The 18,412-nt window shown below is 42.1% G+C and carries 16 protein-coding genes; 3 read left to right on the plus strand and 13 right to left on the minus strand.

Features of this window, described 5'->3' with window-relative positions:
- Positions 1-17: 17 nt before the first annotated feature.
- From ODU50_RS03545 to cls, 3 genes are all read right to left on the minus strand, one after another.
- Positions 18-416 carry a hypothetical protein gene (locus ODU50_RS03545; protein ID WP_105153552.1) on the minus strand — a complete coding sequence of 133 codons (399 nt, stop codon included), beginning with the start codon at positions 414-416 and terminating at the stop codon, positions 18-20.
- Complete coding sequence (recJ, locus tag ODU50_RS03550; RefSeq protein ID WP_398581318.1) at positions 395-2,608, minus strand: single-stranded-DNA-specific exonuclease RecJ; 2,214 nt, start codon at positions 2,606-2,608, stop codon at positions 395-397. Before recJ ends, ODU50_RS03545 begins: the two co-directional genes overlap by 22 nt.
- A 156-nt stretch (positions 2,609-2,764) precedes the next feature.
- On the minus strand, positions 2,765-4,312 hold the full coding sequence (gene cls / locus ODU50_RS03555) for a cardiolipin synthase (RefSeq protein WP_398581319.1): 1,548 nt from the start codon (positions 4,310-4,312) through the stop codon (positions 2,765-2,767).
- A gap of 215 nt (positions 4,313-4,527) precedes the next feature.
- Here cls and ODU50_RS03560 point away from each other — a divergent pair, with 215 nt between their 5' ends.
- Positions 4,528-7,713 (plus strand): M14 family zinc carboxypeptidase, encoded by a 3,186-nt coding sequence (locus ODU50_RS03560; protein ID WP_105153549.1) that lies wholly within the window; start codon positions 4,528-4,530, stop codon positions 7,711-7,713.
- A gap of 37 nt (positions 7,714-7,750) precedes the next feature.
- Here the strand turns inward: ODU50_RS03560 and ODU50_RS03565 are convergent, their stop codons facing one another.
- The 5 genes from ODU50_RS03565 to miaA are packed head-to-tail and all read right to left on the minus strand — an operon-like array spanning position 7,751 to position 12,182.
- The gene (locus tag ODU50_RS03565) at positions 7,751-8,506 is read right to left on the minus strand and encodes an SDR family oxidoreductase (RefSeq protein WP_105153548.1); all 756 of its coding nucleotides are present in this window, start codon (positions 8,504-8,506) and stop codon (positions 7,751-7,753) included.
- Complete coding sequence (gene rnz, locus ODU50_RS03570) at positions 8,503-9,432, minus strand: ribonuclease Z (RefSeq protein ID WP_105153547.1); 930 nt, start codon at positions 9,430-9,432, stop codon at positions 8,503-8,505. The genes ODU50_RS03565 and rnz overlap by 4 nt, the downstream gene beginning before the upstream one ends.
- Positions 9,433-9,435: 3 nt before the next feature.
- Positions 9,436-10,071 (minus strand): cystathionine beta-lyase, encoded by a 636-nt coding sequence (locus ODU50_RS03575; RefSeq protein WP_105153546.1) that lies wholly within the window; start codon positions 10,069-10,071, stop codon positions 9,436-9,438.
- A complete protein-coding gene (hflX, locus tag ODU50_RS03580) occupies positions 10,055-11,305 on the minus strand; it encodes a GTPase HflX (protein ID WP_105153545.1) in 1,251 nt (416 codons plus the stop codon). The genes ODU50_RS03575 and hflX overlap by 17 nt, the downstream gene beginning before the upstream one ends.
- A complete protein-coding gene (gene miaA / locus ODU50_RS03585) occupies positions 11,298-12,182 on the minus strand; it encodes a tRNA (adenosine(37)-N6)-dimethylallyltransferase MiaA (RefSeq protein WP_105153544.1) in 885 nt (294 codons plus the stop codon). The genes hflX and miaA overlap by 8 nt, the downstream gene beginning before the upstream one ends.
- Positions 12,183-12,250: 68 nt before the next feature.
- On the opposite strand from miaA, the gene ODU50_RS03590 reads away from it, so the two are divergent.
- Positions 12,251-12,421, plus strand: a complete 171-nt coding sequence (locus ODU50_RS03590) for a DUF3042 family protein (protein WP_012775205.1) — start codon at positions 12,251-12,253, stop codon at positions 12,419-12,421.
- Positions 12,422-12,520: 99 nt separating this feature from the next.
- Here the strand turns inward: ODU50_RS03590 and ODU50_RS03595 are convergent, their stop codons facing one another.
- The gene (locus ODU50_RS03595; protein WP_105153543.1) at positions 12,521-13,687 is read right to left on the minus strand and encodes an MFS transporter; all 1,167 of its coding nucleotides are present in this window, start codon (positions 13,685-13,687) and stop codon (positions 12,521-12,523) included.
- A gap of 198 nt (positions 13,688-13,885) precedes the next feature.
- On the opposite strand from ODU50_RS03595, the gene ODU50_RS03600 reads away from it, so the two are divergent.
- Positions 13,886-15,034: a cobalamin-independent methionine synthase II family protein gene (locus ODU50_RS03600; RefSeq protein WP_105153542.1), complete on the plus strand. Its 1,149-nt coding sequence runs from the start codon at positions 13,886-13,888 to the stop codon at positions 15,032-15,034.
- 669 nt (positions 15,035-15,703) lie between these two features.
- On the opposite strand, the gene ODU50_RS03605 is transcribed toward ODU50_RS03600, so the two are convergent.
- The 4 genes from ODU50_RS03605 to ODU50_RS03620 all read right to left on the minus strand — a co-directional run bounded on the left by ODU50_RS03605 (position 15,704) and on the right by ODU50_RS03620 (position 18,411).
- The gene (locus ODU50_RS03605) at positions 15,704-16,726 is read right to left on the minus strand and encodes a PhoH family protein (RefSeq protein WP_398581320.1); all 1,023 of its coding nucleotides are present in this window, start codon (positions 16,724-16,726) and stop codon (positions 15,704-15,706) included.
- Between the two features lie 78 nt (positions 16,727-16,804).
- Positions 16,805-17,020 (minus strand): YozE family protein, encoded by a 216-nt coding sequence (locus ODU50_RS03610; protein WP_009910192.1) that lies wholly within the window; start codon positions 17,018-17,020, stop codon positions 16,805-16,807.
- A gap of 5 nt (positions 17,021-17,025) precedes the next feature.
- Entirely contained in the window at positions 17,026-17,481 is a 456-nt protein-coding gene (locus ODU50_RS03615) for a DUF1801 domain-containing protein (RefSeq protein ID WP_009910194.1), read from the minus strand.
- Between the two features lie 9 nt (positions 17,482-17,490).
- Positions 17,491-18,411: a 2-dehydropantoate 2-reductase gene (locus tag ODU50_RS03620; RefSeq protein ID WP_105153540.1), complete on the minus strand. Its 921-nt coding sequence runs from the start codon at positions 18,409-18,411 to the stop codon at positions 17,491-17,493.
- Between the last annotated feature and the right edge of the window lies 1 nt (position 18,412).

The raw sequence follows: 18,412 nt of genomic DNA on the forward strand, positions 1-18,412 counted from the left end.
TTTAGCAAATCGTCTCCTCACATTCGCCACACAAGCTGCCCTGCTATGTCCACCATAGGAAAAGCTTCCTTGCTGATTAAAGTAAGACTGCTCCCAGCCAACCTCATTTCTTCCTTTATCAACTGATAAAAGCTAGTTGAGGCAAAAATAGTAGCTTCTTTTATGAAATTTTGAACAAATGCTGGGATGTCTTCTTGTTTTAGAGGCAACAGTTGTTTCAGGAAAACCTTTTTGATGGCTCTTTCTGACCATCCTACTCGCCGTAATTCAATCAGTGCGTGCTTTATTTCGGTTATCTGTTCAAGATTTTTCAACAGGCTTTTTTGCCTGATAAACCTATAAGTGTAGAGAAGCGTTCCAATCACTCCAACAACAACCAGAGCTTCTACTGTCATCAAACGCGACCACATAGCCATTCATAAATTTCCTGAACAGTACCAAGCGCCATCAACTCTTGCTCCATCACGGTTTGTTTTAAGTCTTGATAAATCTGACTTTCTGAAATTTCCCGTCTCTGTGCCTCTTTGTTGACCCGCATGACCCCATCCGTAATGGTAACAAATTCTAATTCTTGGAAAATCTGAATCATTTTGACCAATAGACTGTCCTTAATTTTTAAGTAAACAGCCAAATCTTTCAGTTTGTAGCGAACATCAAACTCATCAAATTGGTAAATAGTCTTATACAATTTAGCGAATTGTTCTCGGCTACCATAACCATCTAGATAGTACGGTTTGGCAATTTCGTTTTTAAAATAAATGGCTTCAAATTCTCTTTCCTGAAAATAGCTACGCAGACTACTGAGGTCCTCAGGCAAGTTAGCCAAGACAATTGCTTTGTTATCTGCTACTGGATTTTCAATGTCCAAAATTGGGACTCCTGCAGGAATAGGATGTTGTTTTCCACGAATATTATAAAGTTGAACACCGTTGACCCGAGCATCAACCAACATGAGCTGAAGACTAGTATTGCCATTCCATTGATTGACAGACAAGGTGACAGCTAGTTCTAAGCCCTTGGCCTGTGAAAATTCCAAGGCTAGATTGCCCTTACCAAAAGCAACGACATCAAATCCAGCAGCACCTTTAGTAATGCGTAGTTTCAAATGGGCATTATTCTGCCCCATGGTCCTTGCTGATTCCACCTGAAAGTCTCTGATGTAGAATACAGGCTTTTTATTATCCATGCCATAAGGCGCAAGCTTCTCGAAAGATTTTAGAGTATCTAGGGTTAATTCCTCTAAATCCAATTCTTCATCTAAGACCAGCGAAGACTTGCTGGATAAATCCAATTTATTTTCGATAATGTAGTCTGCCAAGGTTAGAGCAAGCTCTTCGAGTTTGTCAACTTCCAAGGTCATACCTGCTGCACCAGCATGGCCACCAAAGGCGATAAATAGGTCCTGATGATCTTTAAGGGCCTTGAAAATGTCAACCGCTTCAACAGAACGAGCCGAACCCTTTGCCTTACCATCTTCAATAGACAAGACGATAACAGGCTGGTGCAATTCTTCTAGTAGGCGTCCTGCTACAATCCCTAAAACACCTGGGTTCCAACCTTCTTTAGCCAGAACTTGAACAGGTCTATCATGACGGAGCATGGTTTTTGCTTCATCGTAAATTGCTTGGACGACGTCTTTGCGTTCTACATTTTTACTGTCAATCATGAGAGCAATCTCATGGGCCTCTTCGTCATCAAAACCAGTCAGTAATTCGATGGCTGGATTAGGATCATCGAGTCGACCAAGGGCATTCAACCTCGGAGCAAGTTGGAAACCAACTGTTTCTTCATCAATACTGTCTATGTCAATACCAGCTATCTTTATCAACTCTTGCAAACCTGCTCGCTCAGTCTGTTTGAGAAGGGACAGACCATATTTGACCATGACACGATTCTCATCGGTCAAGCTAACCATATCAGCGATGGTGCCAATTGCGACCAAATCCAGCAAGTCTGCATGAACCGTTTCAAGAAGGGCACAGGCCAATTTGAAAGCCACACCGCAGCCCGCCAAATGTTTGAAGGGATAATTTCCCTCTGGATGCTCTGGATGTACAATCGCATAGGCATTGGGAAGGGTTTCCTGCATGGAATGGTGGTCTGTCACGACAACATCGACACCCATTTCCTGGGCATAGGCAATCGCTTCATGACCCGCTACGCCATTGTCCACCGTCACAATAAGAGAAATCCCCTGCTGCTCAATAAAATACTTGTAAACTGATTGATTTGGCCCATAGCCATCTGTGAAACGGTTAGGAAGATAAACTTGGACTTCTGCCCCCATTTCCTCCAGAGTTTCTTTCAGAATAGATGCCGAGGTCATACCGTCTGCGTCATAATCTCCATAAATCAAAATTTGTTCGTAATCTTCGATTGCTCGGCGAATCCGCTCCACCGCCTTGTCCATATCATGTAGTAAATAGGGATCGTGAAAGCCTTCTAAGCTTGGTTGTAAGAAAGTATGCAATTCTTCCGCCGAATGGATGCCACGTTCATACAGCAACTTAGCCGCTACCGGATCCACTCCTTCTTTTTTAGCAATTTTGATAAATTGTTCATCAGAAAAACCGGTCAATAATTGCCAGTCATAATTGGGTTTTATCACGTTTTTTTACTCCTTAATACTCAAAATCACAAGTAACCTGTAACTTTTCCGAGTATAAACTATCTTTCTATTATACCATTTTCCAGGAAAAATGGAGCAAGGTAAGACCGAAACAGAATGTCGATCCCTTGCTCCATGAAGAACTAATAGTGCAATTTATAATAAAGGTGAAATAATTCGCAGTAGGGCTCCTCCCAAACGCTTATACCAAGAGTACGTTTTATGGAAGGTTAGAAGGTTAATTTGCTGTGATTTTTTGAAGGAATGAGTAAAGTCATCCTTAATAGCTGCCAAAACTGCCGAATGATTGTAAATATAGAGACCACATTCAAAATTAAGATAAAAAGAGCGAAAATCCATATTCACCGTACCAACAGTAGCTTTCTTATCATCGACCAAAACAACTTTGGAATGGACAAACCCAGGCTGGAATTCAAAGATTTCAATTCCTGCTTCCAAGTAAGTCGGAAAATCAGTACGAGCAGCCAAATAGGCAGATTTTTTATCGTAGATATGCGGTAGCAGAATGCGAACCTCGACTCCACGCTTCGCAGCATAAGTCAAATTATCAATCATTTCATCATCCAACACTAAGTAGGGTGTCATGATATAAATATAATCCGTTGCCGACTGAATCATGTCTAGGCAGACTCGTTTGGCTACCTCATCTCCATCAAATGGATTCTCGCCATACGGAAGGAAGAAACCTTCAGCATCAATGGTTTCCGTCTCTAAATCTTTATGCGTTTTGAGGTATTTTAGGTCATCTGTCTCTGTCTTTTCATTGTAATTCCACATTTGAAGGAACATCAACGTAAAGTTTGCAACAGCTTCTCCCCTAATCATAATCGCTGCGTCTTTCCAGTAACCAAAACGCACTTTCTTGTTGATGTATTCATCTGCGATATTAATGCCACCGGTAAAGGCAACCTTTCCATCAATAATCGCAATTTTTCTATGGTCACGGTTATTTTGCACCGTAGATAAGGCTGGGATAATTTGAGAAAATACTTTGGCTTTTATCCCATATTTTCGCAAGGTTTTATAGTAATTATAGGGAAGATTGGTCAGTGAATTCATCCCATCATACATAAAACGAACTTCCACCCCTTGCGCTGCCTTTTCCTTCAAAATGTCAAGGATAGAATCCCACATATATCCCATATCGACAATAAAGTACTCCATGAAAATATACTGCTCTGCCTTTTTCAATTCTTCTAGTAGAGCTTCAAATTTTTCCTGACCTGTTGAAAAATAGACGGCATCCGTATTGGTATGAATTGGGTAGCCAACGTACTCACTCATGAAGTGAGCTAATTTCAGTTGCTCCTTATCTTCCTGCTCCAATGCCTTCATGACCTTTTCAGACGTCTTACTATACTCCCGAAGTCTTTGTGCTTGCTTATGAAAATTTTTACGATAACGTTTGGTTTCAATGTTGGACTGCAAAATAAAATAGAATAGAGCACCAAAAATCGGAATACCAATGACAAAAATAATCCAGGTTAACTTAAAACTGGTATTCATCGGTCTATTGATGATTGAAATAGCTACAAAAATCGAAAAAATTTGCAAAACAATCAATAAAGCAGGCATATAGGTAGCTGCCGAACCTACCAACCAAAGAATAAGGAAAATGGTTAGAATAATCAAACTAATGACAATAAATGTCCGGCTATATATAATTTTCCAAAGTTTTTCCATACATCTCTCCCTTAGTTTTTTACCATTATAACAGATTTTAGTTCATTATCCTACTCAAAATAAATAGTCTCTATGATTCGATATTTCTGAATATTTTAAATATATAAACATATTCAATTTATATTGTAAAGACATATATTTTTTGATAAGATAGGCATGAAATAACCCGTTTTAATTTATTACCCCGTACACATTATCAAAAGGAGGAAGTTCGCATGAAACTTTCATATAAGAAAAGGCTGTTGAATCAAGTCCTACTTGCCTCAACAGTTCTTTTAGCTGCATCTCTCGCTCAGGGAACGGTCTTCGCAAATACAGAGGAGATACCACCTACTACTAGTGAAACAGTGACTCCACTGCCTGAAGAGACTCCTATCACGGAAACTAGCACAAGCGAAGCTACAGATAATCTTGTAGAAGGGAAGGAGACAGAAAAACAAACTGAAGAAATAGCAGATACTTCTCCTACACCTGTTTCCACAGAAGAAGATACAACATCTTCCGAGCCCAATGCCGAGGAAACTACGCTCAAATCAGCTAATAATGATAGTCAGGATCCTACAGAAGAAAAATCTGCCGTACCGACTATTGATACAATTACACTCGAAACAAAAACTGTCTATCTATCGGAAGCAGTCACTATCACAGAATCCGTCACTCTTCCAGATACAACTGAAAAAATAGAATGGACATTGGATGGAAAGCCTATTTCCGAATGGAAAACCTGGAATTTGAAAGAGGGAGATTTCACAGGCGATACATTTATCACAGTAGAAGAAAGCAGACAGGACAACCAACTTCATTTGAATATCCAGCTCGCAGCTCTCTTTGGAGAAGATTTGAGTAAACGGACACCGAGTAATATTCGCCGTACCTATCGACATTTTATAAAAGATATGCTGTTGGAAGGTACTAGTGCCGATGGAAACCTGACCATTTCAAAAACTCTTCATTTCCGTCCTTATGAAGCCTACCGTACACATGAGGAAATGTTAACAGAGATTGAGGAAACGAAAAATAATGCTGCGACCGACCGCCTAGTAAGGATTGAGTCAATTGGTCAATCAGCTGAAGGTAGAGACATTAAAATGGCTGTTGTGGCTAAAGATCAAGCAAGTATTGATAAATATCTTACTGAAACAACACCACTCATGCTGACCCACCCCGACCAGATGCTGAAACAGTTGCAAGCTGGAACCTTCGACTATAAATTACCCATTCTCATCAACAACACTCATGCTGATGAACAACCCGGCATAGATGTGGTAACTAGCCTATTCAAAGAATTTGCACAAAAAGACACCATCACTTTCCCATCTACAGATGCCGATGGAAATCCTGTTACTCTTCATTTAAAAGTGACAGATTTGTTAGATAAATTTATCTTCTTGTTCAATTTCACAGAAAATCCTGATGGCGATGTTAAAAACTTGCGTTCACTAGTAAATGGTTTGGACCCTAACCGTGATACTGGTTTCCAAGTGAATCCAGAAACACAAGCCATCGTCCGTCAAATCCACAAATGGAATCCAATATCTGTTTTAGATATTCATGGTTTTGTATCTGGATTTCTCATCGAGCCTGCCACTCCGCCACATGACCCGAACTTTGAATATGATTTACTAGCCGATATTATGCTGGAAAAAGCTCATGAAATGGGCCGAGCAGGTATTGCAAATTCTAAATATGAACGCTACACCATCCCTAAAGTCCACTGGGGAAATGGTTGGGACGATTCCTTCTCAGGCTATACAGCGGTGTATGCAATGTACCACGGTATTCTTGGACACACGATCGAAATTCCAGAAGGAAATCAAGAATCATTCAAGGCGGGATTCTTTGCTGTTTTAGGCGGTGTTCACAATATGGCAACCAAGCCAGACAGTCTCATGGAAATGCGTCTCAAATACTATTCTCGCGGTGTCAATAAGGTAGAAGATCCAAAAGCAGAGTCTGAATTAGTCGGACCAGACGGAGCTGTTGTCGGACGTGTCAAAAAAGACCAGCCAAAATTCTTCCCAGACTACTATGTGATTCCTATGACGCTTGATAAACACAACGATATGCAAGAAGCATTTAAGATGATTGAATACTTCAATCGTAATGGGGTTGTTGTCAAGGAATTAACTGAAGATGTTGGAAACTTCCGCAAGGGCGACCTAGTTGTCGATATGGCTCAAGCCAAACGAGGATTCGCTAACCATGTCCTCTACGCTGGTTCTGATGAATCTGCTTGGGGAGCCATGTATGCTGAATTGGTGGTCAACTTCCCAGATATGAAAGGCTTTAGTGCCAAGGCTGTATTTGAAGGAAACGCCTTTAGCGGCAAATTAGGTAGCATCACGTGGACAAAAGCTCCACGTACTACGGAAATTGATTTCAAAGCGCCTTACTATATCGTTGCAAACACATCTGAAAGCGCCGTTCAGGCCATTAATCAAGCCATCAAATCAGGCGCTAAGGTCTACCTTACAGACGATGGCTACATCATGGAAACTAACCAATTTAGCCACTTGCTGGACACCTATGCTCTATACGGCGAACCTCTCTATAAGAAGCCTCTTGGACAAGAATTGAAGGCAATGAAGGTGTATGCTCCTTCTCACTCTTATAGTTGGGCAGGTGACTTTGCCATTCTTGCAAATGCTGCACTTGCGGTAGAACGAATGGGCTTTGAAATTGTCAATAGCCCAGATGAGGCTGATGCTATCATTCTCGAATCAGATCAATTCGATGCCAGTGTATTTGGTAAGAAACCAATTATCATCGTAGGTGGTGTCGCCATGCAAAAACTGGAGGAATTAGGAATCTTAGCAGGTTTCAATGCGGAACAATTTACAGATGGTGGTGACTATGAAGGTCTTATGCGGGCTATTATTGATGATAAAGATCCATTAACAAGTGGCTACGCCATGAATGGACTTTTCTATTCCAACTCCGGTAATTGGATTGAAGGCATTCCTGAAGGATTTAAAACACTTGTTAAAATTGCTGACAAAGATTATTATATCGCAGGGTGGTGGCCTGGTCATGACAAATTAGCCAATAAAATTGTCGCCATCGCTGGAAATTATCAAGACCAACCTGTCTTTATCTATGCAGGTAATCCAACAAACAAGGTCCACCCTGTTCACTTCTTCCGTTGGGTGTCCAACGCCCTCTTTGGTAGCCAATTAGCAACCTTAGAAGACTTACCAGCTGTAGAAATTCTTGTACCACAACCTGAAATGCCAAAAAATATTCTGGATGAGGCGCCAAAAACTACTACAGTAGTACATACCACCAAGTCTACCGATGCAAAACAACTACCTCAAACAGGTGAAAAAACAAACTATATCGCTATCGCATTAGGTAGCCTACTTCTAGGCAGTATCTCCTTACGTAGAAAAAAGCGTAGCTAGTATACACGAAAACGCCGAGTGTTATTTCGGCGTTTTTCTATTTCAAATTAAATACTGTACTGGCCAAGTAGTCTGCTATTCTTGGAAAGAGAGTATAGAGTTTATGAGCAGCTGCTAGTGACCAAGGCAGATTGATGTCTCGTTTCTTCGTCCCCATAGCTGCCACGATTTTCCGAGCCACATAATCTGGTTGCAACAAGAAAGCCTTGACGCTCTCTTGATAGCTTCCGTCTGGATCTGCTTGGTCGAAAAAGCTGGTTGCGATTGGACCTGGATTGACCGTAGTAACCGTCACACCATACTGGGCTAATTCCAAGCGAATGGTATTGGAAAAACCCATAGCTGCAAACTTGGTCGCCGAATAAACGGATGACTTGCTTGAAGCTATTAAACCTGACATGGAAATGATATTGATCATCTGCCCGCTCCGTCTGGCCTTCATTCGTTTACCTACTAAACGGCACATGGTTATCAGAGCAAAAGTATTGATGTCAAACATAGCCTGCACCTGCTGGCTGGAAAAATTCTCAAAATCATCGTAAATGGCATAGCCAGCATTATTGACTAAAATATCAATCTGACCAAACTGACTATCCAGTTCATCGAAAAATGCCGTCAGAGCTATTTCATCTCGGATGTCTACATCAAAGACAGCTTTTTTTTCATGGTAAGCATAGAGCTGCTCAATTTTTTCGACATCACGACCTAGTAAAATCAAAAAATCATCCTTCAGCAATGGCACCATTTCCTGTACCAAGCCACCAGAGGCACCTGTGATTAGAATGGTTCTCATAGCTCAATTTCCTCTAAATCCTTGACAATATGAACCTGCTCGAAAATCGTACTTGCCTCTTTCCGTAATTGACTAATATCCTTGGATAAAAATCGTGGACTGATATGATTAAGCAAGAGCTGCTTGACACCAGCATCCTTGGCAACCTGAGCGGCTTCCATATTGGTCGAATGCCCATGCTTGCGAGCAATCTTCTCATCGCCTTTTCCGTAAGTCGCCTCATGTACCAGCACATCAGCATTAACTGCCAAACGCACACTAGCATAGCACTTGCGTGTATCGCCTAATATGGTCACCACCTTACCAGGTCGTGGAGGAGAAAGATAGTCACTAGCAATAATCTCTCTGCCATCCTCAAGAATCACATTTTGACCATTTTTAATCTGTCCAAACAAGGGACCAAATGGTACACCTGCCGCGCGCAGAGCCTCTGCATCCAATGTCCCTTCCAAATCTTTCTGGATGACACGATAGCCGACACAAGGAATGGTATGGTCCAGCTTTTCAGCGAATACCGTGAATTTGTCCGTTTCTAGGACCTGACCTACCGTATCCACATCAAACTCATGAAAATGAATGCGATAAGGTAGGCGTGTCCCTGATACTTTAAGACTTGCCAAGACAAAGGAACGGATGCCAACAGGACCGTAAATATCAATATCAGTCTGCTCCTCACTTGACTGGAAAGAACGGCTAGACAAAAAACCTGGCAGTCCAAAAATATGGTCTCCGTGCAGGTGAGTGATAAAGATTTTTGCGACCTTACGCGGACGAATAGAAGTTTCCAAAATCTGATTTTGCGTCCCTTCGCCACAATCAAAAAGCCAAATTTCATTGATTTCATCCAAGAGTTTCAAGGCCAAACTGGATACATTTCGAGCCTTGGAGGGCTGACCAGCCCCCGTACCTAAAAATTGAATTTGCATTGTTTACTTTCTATTTTCTATAAATATTATCGCAGAGCGACCCGACCAGATATAGTAATACTGACCAGCATATCCGTCCGCCACTTCCAGCACTTCTTCCTGATTAAAGCCTGAAATCTTGACCAAACCTTCTGCCTTTTCCACCTGGGTCAAGAGATAGTCTGTTTCAACTTCCTCTAACTCGGCGTCCTTAAAGGGATTGGCTTTCATGAAAATCTTGCCCTCCTCCACAAAGACAACATAGTGGGGGAAAACTTGGGCGATTTCAAAGAGCAAACTCTCCGTCACTTCCTCGTCTTGCTCCGAAAAAACCTGAGCCAGACCATCCGCTAACACATAGGCAAATCCGAAAGACTTACCTGATAAATTCAGGCGGACAAAGGGCTTGTCTTCTTCAAAGCTGGGCTCTTTTGGAAAAAGGCAGAGCTGCTGAGATAGAGTGAGATAATAGTCGGTCGCCTCTTCTACTCCTTGTTTCTGGTAGATTTCCGCAAAATAGGCATTGATAACCGAAGGCGGTGGCGTGATAAAATCTAGTTTTTGTTGGTCAGTCAAATCAGCGAATTTCTTCGCCAGATAGACCTTGTCCAGGCTGGTAAAGCCACCGTATTTGATTGCCAAATCAAGATAATCCGTCATAAAATTCTTCCAACTTCCATTTATTGCTGGAAGCGATATAGCCTGATACCACTTCCACATCCTCTTCATAGGTCCGATTTTCAATCAGTGCCAGAGTTGCCAAATCATGCAATTTATAGGCTTCAACAAGTGGAACCCTGACCTCAAATCGTTCAAACATGGTCTTAATCTTGGCCAAGACCATCATCTGTATATGGCCTTTGGCATTGTCATCCTTAGCGGACAGCATGACATGAGGAAACTGACTTGGGGTAAAGCTGTCATCGGTCTTGTCCAACTTGTTGTAGAGAGCTAGACGTGGAATGTCCAGCATATCCAAGTCTTTCAAAATATCCAAGACCACCTGCTCCTGCTCACTGTGATTGGGGTCAGAGGCGTCGATGACATGGAGCAAGAGGTCCACGTTCATGGACTCCTCCAAGGTGGATTTGAAGGCAGAAATCAACTCAGTCGGCAGGTCCTGAATAAAACCAACTGTATCGGTCAAGGTCACGTTGAACTTGTCAGCCAAGTTAATCTGCTTGGTCGTGGCATCAAGTGTCGCAAAGAGTTCGTCCGCCTCGTACTGTCGCTTATCGGTCATAGCATTCATAATGGTGGACTTACCAGCATTGGTATAGCCAATCAAGCCGATTTTGAACACGCCTGATTGCAGGCGGCGTTCACGGACAGTCGCTCGATTTTTCTCCACCGTTTTGAGTTGGCGTTCGATATCGTGAATCTGGTTGCGAATGCTTCGACGGTTGAGCTCCAACTGGCTTTCACCTGGTCCACGAGAGCCGATACCACCCGCCTGACGGCTGAGCATGATACCTTGTCCAACCAAGCGTGGCAACATGTACTTGAGCTGGGCCAAGTGGACCTGTAGTTTTCCCTCGTGGCTCCGTGCTCGCATGGCAAAAATATCTAAAATCAACTGCATGCGGTCGATGACCTTAACCCCCAGAATCTCCTCCAAATTGACATTTTGACGGGGCGTCAGTCGGTTATTGACAATGACGGTATCAATCTCATCAGCTTCGACCATCTGGGCAATTTCTTCTAGTTTCCCTGAGCCGACAAAGGTCTTGCTGTCGTATTTTTCACGTTTTTGAGTGTAGACTCCCTTGACCAGAGCGCCAGCCGTCTTAGCAAGACTTGCCAACTCCTCCATGGACATGTCAAAGTTGTCTGTCTGCTGTAATTCCACTCCGACCAGGAGAGCGCGTTCTTGTTCTTTCTGGGTTTCAATCATTTAAAAATTCCTCCACGGCGGTGAAAATCTGCGACTTGTAATCTGGCTCGCCTACTGAATAGAAAGGAACCTGCATCCGATTTCTGAACCAAGTCAATTGGCGTTTTGCAAAGCGGCGGCTATTTTGCTTGACCTTATCAACTGCTTCTTCTAGCGAAAGCTCACCAGCAAAATAAGGGAAAAACTCCTTGTAGCCAATTCCCATAGCAGCTTGGGCTTGGGGTTGCTCTCTGTAGAGCCAGCTAACTTCATCTAGTAAGCCCGCCGCCATCATCATATCCATTCGCTGATTGATGCGATCGTAAAGAGCCTGTCTGTCATCCGTCAGGCAGATGTAAAGAGGCTCATATTCTGACTCTGTATTTTCTAAGTTTTTGCCAAACTTTTTCAACTCAAGTCCACGAATGATTCTCCGTCGGCTGTTTCCCTCGACTGTCAAACCTGCCTGCTCTGCCATTGCTTCCAAAACCTCGTCAGACAAGCAGTCGAGTTCCGCCCGATAAGCAAGAACTTGCTCCTGGTCAACCTGCCCGCCCAGATGGTAGCCTTCCAGTAGACTTTGGATATATAGGCCTGTTCCACCCACGATAATAGGCAGCTTGCCACGACTAGTAAGGTCAGCAATCAAAGCCTTGGCTTCTGCTACAAATTCATAAGCCGAATAGCCCTCGGTCACATCTCGGACATCAATCAAGTGATGAACCGCAGCAGCCTGCTCCTCTTTACTAGCCTTGGCCGTACCAATATCCAGTTTGCGATAGACTTGCTGGCTATCACCGCTGATAATTTCTCCATTGTAGCGCCGGGCCAATTCAATGCCTAAAGCGGTTTTTCCTACCGCAGTTGGTCCAATGACCACAATAACTTTAGTTTTCATCTTTTTCCTTGAAAATATTTTGTTTTTTCGCTAAAATCTATTATAACACAAGTAAAGGAGAAATAACTATGGCTAAAGGTTTTGGTAAAGGTTTCTTAACAGGTGTTCTTTCTACAGTTGCTCTTGCAGCAGGCGCAGTCTTCACTGTTCACAAAACAATCATTGAACCAGAAGAAAAGAAAGAAGCCTTCATTGAGGAAAATCGTAAAAAAGCTGCTCGTAAACGTGTGGCACATTAAAAAGCTGGCAAATGTCCAGCTTTTTTTGTTTGACAAAAAATCCCTTAGAAGCTCTGCCATTTTCACAGAAAAATGCCAGCCTTCTTAAGGGATTATACTTTATAAGATAATATCTTCTCTTTCAATGAGAACAATAGTCCACATCATGGCAAGTGTGACGATAGCCAGAGCAAGAATCAATGGCAGCCAGTTTCCGAAGATTGGATAGCTATAACCGAGAAGGCCTGGTCCAAATGCTGCAATGAGATAGCCACCTGTCTGCACCATTCCTGATAACTGGGCAGTAGCCTGGCTGTTGCTTGTTTTCAAAGTAAAGCTCAACATCATATAAGGGAAGAGGGCTGCATTTGAAAAACTTAAAATAATGTGAAGTGCTGACCAAAGAATGAGATTGGTCGGAATCAATGCCATCATGACCAAACCAAGCAAGGTAACAGATGAAATAGCCAGCATGATATTTCGACGCATTTCTTTTGTCTGACGGGAAAGAACAGCTGGGATAATCATAGACATGGGAATAGCTGTCATATTGAAGAGGCCAGCCATTAGACCTGCTTCTGCCTTACTAAAGCCAACTGATTGAGAAATAGTTGGCAACCAGGTAATCTCTGTATAGTAGAGGACTGATTGGAGCCCACCAAATATCAAAAAGGCAATCGCTGCTTTATTTTTCCAGATAGATGATTTCTGGCTTCCTTGGTTCTCACTTGCAAATCGATGGTTATTTTTTATATTAGGCAACCAGATTAGGAAAGCCATAAACACCAATCCTGTAATTAATAGAATAAAAAATTCCCAAGAACTAGAGGATACAATTGGCACAGCAATCATGGATGCAACTGTCGCCGCCACCCCCATGAGAGTGATATAAATCGTCGTATACAGACCAATTTTCTTTGGAAAATTAGCCGCAACCAAACTTGGTAGCAAAACATTAATAAACGCTATTGTAGCACCAACAAGCATTGTACCAATGTAAAGGGCTGGCAAGTTGAGAACTCGCATTCCTGAACCCAGCACCATAACCAGTAAGACTAGGGCCATTAGTTTTTCCATGCCAAACTTAGCTGCAAGACGCGGTGCTAAGGATGAACAGAGAGCAAACATGATGAGCGGAATAGAGGTTAAAATTCCTAATGAACTCACTTCTACTCCCAGTCCTGCTGCCACATCTGTCAAAATAGCAGGCAAAGCTGTAAAGGGGGCACGCATCACGACCCCTAGCATGACGATTCCTGCAATTATAAAGGGTGATTGTTTTTTCATTTTTCTCCTAAGTCTCCTAATGTTCGGATTTCAGCACTTTCGATTATACCATAGTTGACAAATGATAGAAAGTTATTTCCGTCTATTTTTTCTAGTTATAGTTTTTAACTATGGATTTGCCATGAAAATAACTATTTTTCAAATGATAGCTTATGAGTTAGAATAGGTTCATCACTAAAACGAAAGAGAGACACACATATGACAACTTCAAGATTCCAATTAGTCGGTTCACTTCTTCGACCAGCAAACTTAGGAGAATTTAAACGACAAATCGAAGCTCGTGAAGACATCAAATACCCATTCTATGATGACTTCGATGGTTACAAAGAAACTGAAGCTTCACTCATCCAAAAAATTGTTGCAGAACAAAAAGAAAACGGTTTGGATATTGTGACAGATGGAGAATTTGGTCGTTCAATGTGGCACCTAGATTTTCTCTGGGGCTTCGATGGTATTGAGCGTTACATTGCTGAGCATGGTTATCCATTTAAAGACCATGATGGACAGATTTTTGAAACACGTAAGGATATTGGATTGCGTATTACTGCTCCACTTTCTGCAAAAAATCACCATTTCATTGATATTTTCAAACAAGTGAAAGAATTAGCAGGAGAAACTGTAACCAAACAGACGATTTTCGGTCCAGCCCATGCCTTTAATGAATTGACAATTTTCAATGGACAAGTTGGACCAAATCAAGTCTACAAGACTCATGATGAATTAAAAGCCGGGCTCATCGCTGCCTATAAGGAATTTTTAGACCAGTACAAGGAAGCTGGTGGACAAATCGTTCAATTTGATGACTGCCTTTGGGAATTATTTGACCCTGCTAACCCTGTACCTTTCTTGCCACAAGACGATTCTGAAGCATTAGCTGCTTTGGCTGATGAGTTTGTTGCTATCAATAATGCTGTTATTGATTACGGGCATGAAATTGGCTTGACCGTCTGGACGCACAACTGCCGTGGTAACTATGAAAGCCGCTCTGCAGCTGGCGGAACTTACGAAGCTATTGCTGAAAAATTCCTGCGTGACCAAAAATACGATCGATTCTTCCTTGAGTGGGATGATGAACGTGCAGGTGATTTAAAAGCTTTGGAAAGCTTGCGTGACAAGAATGTCGAAGTCGTTCTTGGTCTACTTTCAAGTAAAACTTCTGATTTGGATGATGAAGAACGTGTTTACAAATTACTCGAGGAAGCAAGCAAGATTATTCCAAAAGAGCGTCTCTACTTGTCACATCAATGTGGATTCGCTTCATGTGATTCAGGTAATGAATTGGCCATCCCGCAACAGTGGGCAAAAATTAAACAAGGCCAAGAAATTGCAGAGAAGTTTTGGTCTTAAGCCACTTCTTGTTATTCGTGCATAAAAGCCCTGTCATCAATCAGTGTCTCTAAGTTAACTCTGATCAGTTAATCTATGATATCTAATCCCAAGTATTTTTCCGATGTAATACTTGGGATTTTATGTTCGGACAACACAAAAGGAGGATTTTTTATATAGGCTACAGGTTTATTACAATTGGCCACGAGGGTTTCATACTTATCGGTGCCGAACATGCGAAAAGAAAGGGAGTAAAACTCGGTTTCATGCTGCTTTTCCCATCTCGAATCCGAATCAGATAGAACCAGCCTTTTTATTGGTAACAATCCATAAAGTTATAGGTTTTATGATCTCTATCCGCTACAATGAGGGCTGGTTCGAAAATGTCGTTAAGATTTAATCTCTAATCCAACTTGAAGTACTAGCAATATTTTAATAGATTTATATGATACCGGTGACAAAGCAACGTTGTGACAATGCTTTAAGGGAGTCGGGCAATAAGCTTGGTATAACTTGTGACAAATAGTTGATATTTGCTGTACGATGTGATTTTACTATATGGTGTAAGTCGCTTATTTGGACTAAGCTCCTGTTTGTTTCATCACTTACAGTATCATCCAGTCAGGCTTTTTATTATATATCAAATGTAACTAGCATAACAATTCTTTTATATATCAGCCAATGAAACAACTACTCTTCACCATTGTATTTCCGACTAGGCTCCCCAATCGTTTCAAAACTTACTCGACTATCAGCTACCAGAGCCTCCTCTTCATAGGCATTAATAATCTGGGCAACAACTGGATGGCGAACCACATCCTTGGCTGAAAAATGTACGAAATCAATCTGTGGAATTTTGCTTAGTTTCTCTGTCGCATCAATCAGGCCTGACCTAACCTTGCGTGGCAGGTCAATCTGACTAATATCCCCATTGACAATCATCTTGGAATTAAAACCCAGACGGGTCAGGAACATCTTCATCTGCATAATGGTCGTATTTTGCGCCTCATCCAAGATGACAAAGGCATCTTCCAAGGTCCGCCCCCGCATATAGGCCAGCGGTGCAATCTCGATAATCTCGCGCTCCATTAGGCGCGTGGTCTGCTCCTTACCCAAAATCTGGTAGAGGGCATCATAGACAGGACGCAAATAGGGGTCTACTTTTTCTTTTAAGTCCCCTGGTAAAAAGCCTAAACTTTCACCTGCCTCGACCGCAGGACGGGTCAGGACAATGCGTTTGACCTGTCCCCGCTTGAGGGCTGTTACAGCTAGAGTAACCGCCAAGAAGGTCTTACCTGTACCAGCAGGACCGATTCCAAACACGATGTCATGACGCTTTACGCTGTCCACGTAGAGTTTTTGTCCAAGAGTCTTTACGCGAATGGGTTTGCCATAGTTGTCCTTGATAATCTCTTCTTCATAGAGGGCAACGAATTTCTCTATCTCATCATTTTTTGCCATGGAAATAGCTGTGACCACATCTGGCGTATTGATAACCAAACCACGACTCACCAAGACAAGGAGAGACTGGATAACAAGACGCGCTTGTTCTACATGTTCTTCCTGTCCAATCACCTGCACTTTTTCCGTACGGGCATGAATAACCACACCTAGTTCCTGTTCCATCAATCTCAGATGGCGTTCATTCGAACCAAATAGACTAAACGAATCATCTGGATGCTTGAGTTGTATATCAATTGAATGTTCTAGCAAGAGTTGCTCCTTTTCCTGTGCTTTTCTCTATTATAACAAAAATAGCCCAAACAGGGCTATTTTGTACTATTTTATCCATCAATGTCCCAAATAATCTTCCCAAATCGCATCAAAATCAGACATGGAAAAGGCAAAGCTGGCCGATTCCTCCAAAAAACGACTGACTTCATCGAAATTATCTGATTGCTTAGGAAAATCAGATTCATCAAAGGCATAATCTGCCAAGATAGCTACTGGTTCATTACTTTTCGGGTTGCGCTGGGTCATCAACCAAGAATAAAAACTTCTTCTCACTACATCTACTTTCTATGATTTTTTTCGTAGAGCTCTATATAGCGCTCCATAGACATCTTACTAACTAAATCCCCAATCAATTCATAAGGAATATTCTTTGGATTTTTCATACGAACACAGGACTTGCCCATATCCAGTTTGGTAGGCACCTGTGCTTGATAAGCAGCAACGAACCAATCATTCAATTCTTGGTCCATATAGATTCCCATGTGGTAGAGGGCGATGTGTGCCTTTTGTGATGCCAAGGCAAGGAAAGGCAGGGGCTCTCCCGGTGTGCAATGATAACCATCAGGGTAGGCAGCAAGCGGCACATAATAGTTAATCATAGCTCCCAAGATTCCTACTTCAAAACCAGCTGGTAACTGTTCCACAATCACTTGATGGAGTCGTTCAACTGCTTCCTTCCGATTTTCAGGCAAGGCAGCCAGATAGTCTTCAATCGTTTCCGCTTCAATCAGCATGACTTTCTCCTATCTCAACCCCAGCATACTCTCTTTGGCATGAATCATGTCCGTTATCATCTGACAGTATGGCGTAGGGATACCTGCACGTTTGCCCTTAAAAACAACTGCTCCATTCAGATAATCAATTTCTGTCTTGCGACCATGTTGGACCAAATCCTGGTGCATAGATGGATAGTGATTGGAAGCCTTCTTCGAAGCATCAATAACATATTTCCAAATAGCTTCTTCGTCAATTCCATCTGCCTCAGACTTAGCAACAGCAATAAATTCTTTGAAAATCCCCTGTACTAGATTCAGTCCAGCCTCCGTACCAAATAATTCACCAATTGTACAGTCTAAAATGGTACAAGTTGGATTCATCACACCATTGACACAGGCTTTCTGCCAAATGGCACTGACAACATGATTGTCATAGGTCACATTTAGTCCAGCTTCATTCAGCATTTCAATAATATCCGCAACTGATTGCTCATCACCAAGAATATGCTGAACGGACATAGAACCCGGACCTTCTAAGTGAGCATGTCCAGGACCCTTTAGTCCCGCCAACCACATGGTCACCCCAACCATAATACTTTCATCTGGCACGTACCGACGCATGGTCGTCGCATGCCCCAAACCATTCAAGAGACTCAAAACCTTGGTAGTTGGACCGATAATTGGCTTAATATCCCGCAACATCTTTGGCAACTGATCAGCCTTAGTCAATAGAATGATAAAATCTGCTTCTCTCGTTGCTTCGGTCGGTTTCATGATGGGTAAGTATACAGTTTCCTCTACATCTCCAGTCACTTTCAAGCCGTTTTCTCGAATTGCCTCGATATGCTCTCCCCAATTATCCAGCAAAATCACTTCATGATTTGTCTTAGACAATTGATAACCAAACCGACACCCCATTGCTCCACTACCAGCAATATATACGAGCATA

The organism is Streptococcus sp. 2020WUSS084, from assembly GCF_044427445.1.
Taxonomy (GTDB): domain Bacteria; phylum Bacillota; class Bacilli; order Lactobacillales; family Streptococcaceae; genus Streptococcus; species Streptococcus suis.